This is a genomic window from Mesorhizobium sp. M2C.T.Ca.TU.002.02.1.1 (assembly GCF_003997225.1).
This window is the reverse complement of sequence record NZ_RZTO01000512.1, coordinates 1-4,545: the sequence shown is the minus strand read 5'-3', so window position 1 is coordinate 4,545 and position 4,545 is coordinate 1. Positions and strand designations below refer to the sequence as shown.

Below are 4,545 nucleotides of genomic sequence, written 5' to 3'. Positions count from 1 at the left end.
TGCCCAGCCAGGCGGCGATCGCCCGCATCGATGCCTATATGCAGCAGGGCGGCACGGTCCTGTTCGACACCCGAGACCAGTTCTCCAACGGCATCGGCGCCGGCTCGGCTAGCCCGGCGACCGAGCGGCTGCGCGACATCCTCGGCAATCTCAACGTGCCGCCGCTGGAGCCGGTGCCGTCCGACCACGTGCTGACAAAGTCCTTCTTCATCCTTCCGGAGTTTCCGGGCCGCTTCAACGGCAGCCCGCTCTGGGTCGAGGCCTCGCTCGACGCCAGCAACACCGAGAACCGCCCCGTGCGCACCGGCGACGGCGTCTCGCCGATCATGATCACCGCCAATGATTTCGCCGGCGCCTGGGCGATCGACGAGAACGGCGATCCGATGCTGCCGACCGTGCCGCCGGACCCGATGCAGCGTGTCTACGCGCTGCGCGCCGGGGTCAACATCATGATGTACATGCTGACCGGCAACTACAAATCCGATCAGGTGCATGTGCCCGTGCTGCTCGAACGGCTGGGGCAGTAGGTCATGAACTGGTCGATCTCTTTCGAACCGCTTCTCTCCTGGCCGCTCTTGGGCCTGCTCTTCGTGCCATTGCTCTTGCTGGCGCTGGTCGGCCTGTGGTTCCGCCAGCGCGGCTCGGCATTGCGCTTCATCGCGCTGCTCGCGCTTGCCGCGGCTTTGCTCAATCCCGTTTTCCTCGCCGAGGAGCGCGAGGCGCTGAAGAGCGTCGTCGCCCTCATCGTCGACCGCAGCCAGAGCCAGGACATCGGCGGCCGTACCAAACAGACCGACGAGGCGCTGGCGGGCCTTCAGCAGCGTCTTGCCCGCTTCAAGCAGTTCGATGTCCGCGTCGTCGAGGCCGGCAAGTCCGAAGCCGCCGACGAGCGCACCGAAACCAGGCTGTTCAGCGCGCTGGAGGGCGCCTTCCGCGACGTGCCGCCGTCGCGCATCGGCGGCGCGATCATGATCACCGACGGCGAGGTGCATGATGCGCCGGCCGGCACGCCGGAGTTCAACGCGCCGCTGCACGCGCTGATCACCGGCAACGAGCATGAGAAGGACCGCCGCATCCGCTTCGAGAACGCGCCGCGCTTCGGTCTCGTCGGCAAGCCGCTCGACATGACCTACCGCGTCATTTCGACGGAAGGCGATGGCGCTCCGGTGGATGTTCGCGTCTCGGTCAATGGCGAGCAGGTCTCGGTCGAGCACGCGACCGTCGGCCAGCCGATGAAGCTCTCGGTCACCATACCCAATGCCGGCCGCAACATCGTCCAGCTCGGCATCGACCGGGAACCCGGCGAACTGACCGACGCCAACAACCGGGCGATTGCCCTGGTCGACGGCATCCGCGAGAACCTGCGCGTGCTTCTGGTTTCCGGCGAGCCGCATGCCGGCGAGCGCACCTGGCGCAACCTTTTGAAGTCGGACGCATCGGTCGATCTCGTCCACTTCACCATCCTGCGCCCGCCGGAAAAGCAGGACGGCACGCCGATCAACGAATTGTCGCTGATCGCCTTCCCGACGCGCGAGCTGTTCGTCGAGAAGATCAAGGATTTCGACCTGATCATATTCGACCGCTACCAGCACCGCGACGTGCTGCCGATCCTCTATTACGACTACATCTCCGAATATGTCGAAAAGGGCGGCGCGCTGCTGATTGCGGCCGGCCCGGAATATGCCGGCGAAAACTCCATTGCCCGCACGCCGCTCAACGCCGCGCTGCCGGCCTTGCCGACCGGCGAGGTGGTGGACAAGGCCTTCTATCCGCGCCTGACCGATCTCGGCCAGCGCCATCCGGTGACGCGCGGGCTCGACGGCTCGGCAAGCGAGCCGCCGCATTGGAGCCGCTGGTTCCGCACCATCGGCGTCAAGAACCCGGAAGGCGAAGTGGTGATGAAGGGCGCCGACAACCGGCCCCTGCTCCTGCTCGACCGCAAGGGCGAAGGCCGTGTCGGCATGCTGCTCTCCGACCAGGGCTGGCTGTGGGCGCGCGGCTTCGAAGGCGGCGGCCCGCATGTCCAGCTCTACCGTCGCATCGCCCACTGGCTGATGAAGGAGCCGGAGCTGGAGGAGGAGCGGCTGACCGCCGACGGCCGCGGCATGGTGCTCGAAATCCGCCGCCAGACGATGAGCGACGATCCGGGTCCCGCCCAGGTGATCACGCCTTCGGGCAAGACCGTGACGGTGAAGCTCGAGAAAGCCGAGCCCGGCATCTTCACCGGCAGCCTGCGGACCAGCGAGATCGGCCTCTACCAGATCGCCAATGGCGATCTCACCGCGCTTGCCCATGTCGGCCCGATCAACGCGCCGGAATTCCAGGACGTGGTCTCGACCGAAAACCGGCTGAAGGCGCCGGCCGAGGCGACCGGCGGCAGCGTGCGGCGGCTGGCGCCGTCATCGACGCTCGCCAATCTCGCCGGCGGCGTGGCCTTACCGTCGATCGTGCCGGTCCGCTCCTCGGCGGCCGCTTCGGGCGACGATTGGATCGGCCTGCGCACGACCGACGACAGCACGCTCAAGGCCGTGTCGCGCGTGCCGCTGTTCGGCGGCTTCCTCGGCCTCGGCCTCTTGCTGCTCGCCATCGGTTCGATGTGGTATCGCGAAGGGCGGTGAGTGCCGCCTTCCCCTTCTCCCCTTGTGGGCCTGTTTCATAATTCCGAAGGTGCAAAATCACTTTGAAAGGTCCGGAACGGATTTCTAAGAAGTGGCTTTGATGGCCTGAGAAATGAACCGAGTTTCTTGCTAGACAGTCCTGTCCGAAACCACATTCTCGCGACGCCGGGCTCTTTTGACGTCCAAATGCCTTGGGTTGAATTACGCAACAGGCCCCTTGTGGGAGAAGGAAAGGCGCCGGCCCCTATTCTTCCGGCTCGGTCGTGAACAGTAGCGGATAGCCCTTGGCCTTGCCGGCATCGGTCGCGCGCGCCGCCTTGGTCTCGGCGACGTCGCGCGTGAACACGGCGACCACGCAGACGCCACGCGTATGCGCGGTGATCATGACGCGGTGCGCCTGATCCTCGCTGAGCTTGAATTCGCCCTTGAGCACCGTCACCACGAATTCGCGCGGCGTGAAATCGTCGTTGACGAGGATGACCTTGTAGAGCTTCGGCCGCTCGGTTTTCGGCTGCGTCTTGGTGCGGGGCTTGAGGACGGTTTCAGGCATCGGAATCCACCAGTGATGAACTGGGTTTTCGTTTCACTTTGTCACGCAGGAACGCGCACATCCATTTGCCCCGCGCGACGGCAACGGGGCCAAGGTGATGAAAACCTATGTGGGGAAGCGTCGCCTGCCGGTCAACGCCCCTGCCGCCCGGCCGTGCGCGACCTGCCGGGGCCACCCGATCCGCGCTCCAGGAGCGCGAAGAGCATCCAGGCAGCAAAGCCGATCATCGTCGCGCCGGTCAGCACGAGCAGAATCCAGGACTGCGCCGGCGTGATGTAATCGAAGCTTGAAGAGATCAGCGGCGCGAACAGCTCGGGCTCGGTCCTGCCGCTGGCGGGATCCGGCACGGGGCTTGCGGTAAAGATGATCAACGATCGCGCGGCGGCGGTGACGATCAGGCCGCCGAGTGTCAGCGAACGCATCAGGGACGAAAACCGCTTCTTCATGCGGATTGTCCTACAGCACCGGCATTGCAATCAGGTTAAGGGTCGCGCCAGGCGCGGCGGAAACTGTCGGTTGAGAAGGCTTCCGTCGCGCGTAAGCCGCTCCGGCCGAGATGGCCGGAACGGCTTTGCAAGATGATGCCGAAGCCTGGATCAGGTCTTCGGAGCGTCCTTCTTGTCGGTCTTCTTGACGACCTTCTTGGCAGCCTTCTTGTGCTTCTTGGCGGCCTTCTTGACGACTTTCTTCGCCGGCTTGGCGGTGGTGTCGGCCGGAGCGGTCGTGGTGGTCGCGGTCGAAGCAGCCGGAGCGGTGGTCGTCGTCTGGGCGTTGCCGAGAGCCGGCATCGCGAAGGCGAGAGCAACACCGAGGCCGAGGGCGGAGAGGATGGACTTCTTCATGGCTTCATTTCCTTTTTCTTGCAGGTCTGGATGAGCGTCACTGGTCGGGGTCGACCGGCGTCACTCCAAGCAGCTTCAAAGCGTTTGCGAGCATCCGGATTCCCTGTGCCTGCTTCTTGTTGGCGCAGAACCGGTTTCCCTTTCTTTGCAGTGCTTTCGCCGCGGTGACCTGCGTTGCCGCGGCATGGGTTTCGAGGGCTTCGTCAACCTGACGGCTCAGATTGGTGCAGCGCTCGGTCCGGGTTAGCGGGGCAACCTTTGCGATGGAGGCGCCGGCCGCGGCTGTGATGAGCGATATGCTGAGCAAAGCACCCATCACGCTGATCCAGAACCTCTGCATTGGTCTTGTCCGTTACTCCGAAACTTGCGTCGCAGCCGATGACCTGACCGCCACGGCACCGGTTATGGCCTTTAAATTTTTCACCAGTTTTTCCCGACTGTAGAATTTTGTTTCTGGATTGTTTCTGGGGAACCCGGACGGCGCGGAGATCGCGACCTCTGGCCAAGATGTGGCCCGAATTCTATCGTGTGAGAG

General features: G+C 64.3%; 6 protein-coding genes. 2 read left to right on the top strand and 4 right to left on the bottom strand.

What is annotated here, in order from left to right:
* Both EOD07_RS23670 and EOD07_RS23665 read left to right on the top strand, forming a co-directional pair.
* Positions 1-527 (top strand): DUF4159 domain-containing protein (locus tag EOD07_RS23670; protein ID WP_164772466.1); only part of this gene is annotated, 527 nt, incomplete at its 5' end.
* A 3-nt stretch (positions 528-530) separates the two neighbouring features.
* Positions 531-2,618: a hypothetical protein gene (locus EOD07_RS23665; protein ID WP_127237169.1), complete on the top strand. Its 2,088-nt coding sequence runs from the start codon at positions 531-533 to the stop codon at positions 2,616-2,618.
* Positions 2,619-2,862: 244 nt separating this feature from the next.
* On the opposite strand, the gene clpS is transcribed toward EOD07_RS23665, so the two are convergent.
* The 4 genes from clpS to EOD07_RS23645 all read right to left on the bottom strand — a co-directional run bounded on the left by clpS (position 2,863) and on the right by EOD07_RS23645 (position 4,350).
* Positions 2,863-3,168 (bottom strand): ATP-dependent Clp protease adapter ClpS, encoded by a 306-nt coding sequence (gene clpS, locus EOD07_RS23660; protein ID WP_040989718.1) that lies wholly within the window; start codon positions 3,166-3,168, stop codon positions 2,863-2,865.
* Between the two features lie 131 nt (positions 3,169-3,299).
* Positions 3,300-3,614 (bottom strand): hypothetical protein, encoded by a 315-nt coding sequence (locus tag EOD07_RS23655; RefSeq protein ID WP_245470430.1) that lies wholly within the window; start codon positions 3,612-3,614, stop codon positions 3,300-3,302.
* A gap of 150 nt (positions 3,615-3,764) precedes the next feature.
* Positions 3,765-4,010 (bottom strand): hypothetical protein, encoded by a 246-nt coding sequence (locus EOD07_RS23650; protein ID WP_073986169.1) that lies wholly within the window; start codon positions 4,008-4,010, stop codon positions 3,765-3,767.
* Positions 4,011-4,047: 37 nt separating this feature from the next.
* Positions 4,048-4,350: a hypothetical protein gene (locus tag EOD07_RS23645; RefSeq protein ID WP_073986170.1), complete on the bottom strand. Its 303-nt coding sequence runs from the start codon at positions 4,348-4,350 to the stop codon at positions 4,048-4,050.
* Positions 4,351-4,545 lie beyond the last annotated feature (195 nt).

Coding starts and splice junctions, on each gene's coding strand:
- EOD07_RS23665 (WP_127237169.1), top strand. CDS start 531: ATGAACTGGTCGATCTCTTTCGAACCGCTTCTCTCCTGGCCGCTCTTG.
- clpS (WP_040989718.1), bottom strand. CDS start 3,168: ATGCCTGAAACCGTCCTCAAGCCCCGCACCAAGACGCAGCCGAAAACC.
- EOD07_RS23655 (WP_245470430.1), bottom strand. CDS start 3,614: ATGAAGAAGCGGTTTTCGTCCCTGATGCGTTCGCTGACACTCGGCGGC.
- EOD07_RS23650 (WP_073986169.1), bottom strand. CDS start 4,010: ATGAAGAAGTCCATCCTCTCCGCCCTCGGCCTCGGTGTTGCTCTCGCC.
- EOD07_RS23645 (WP_073986170.1), bottom strand. CDS start 4,350: ATGCAGAGGTTCTGGATCAGCGTGATGGGTGCTTTGCTCAGCATATCG.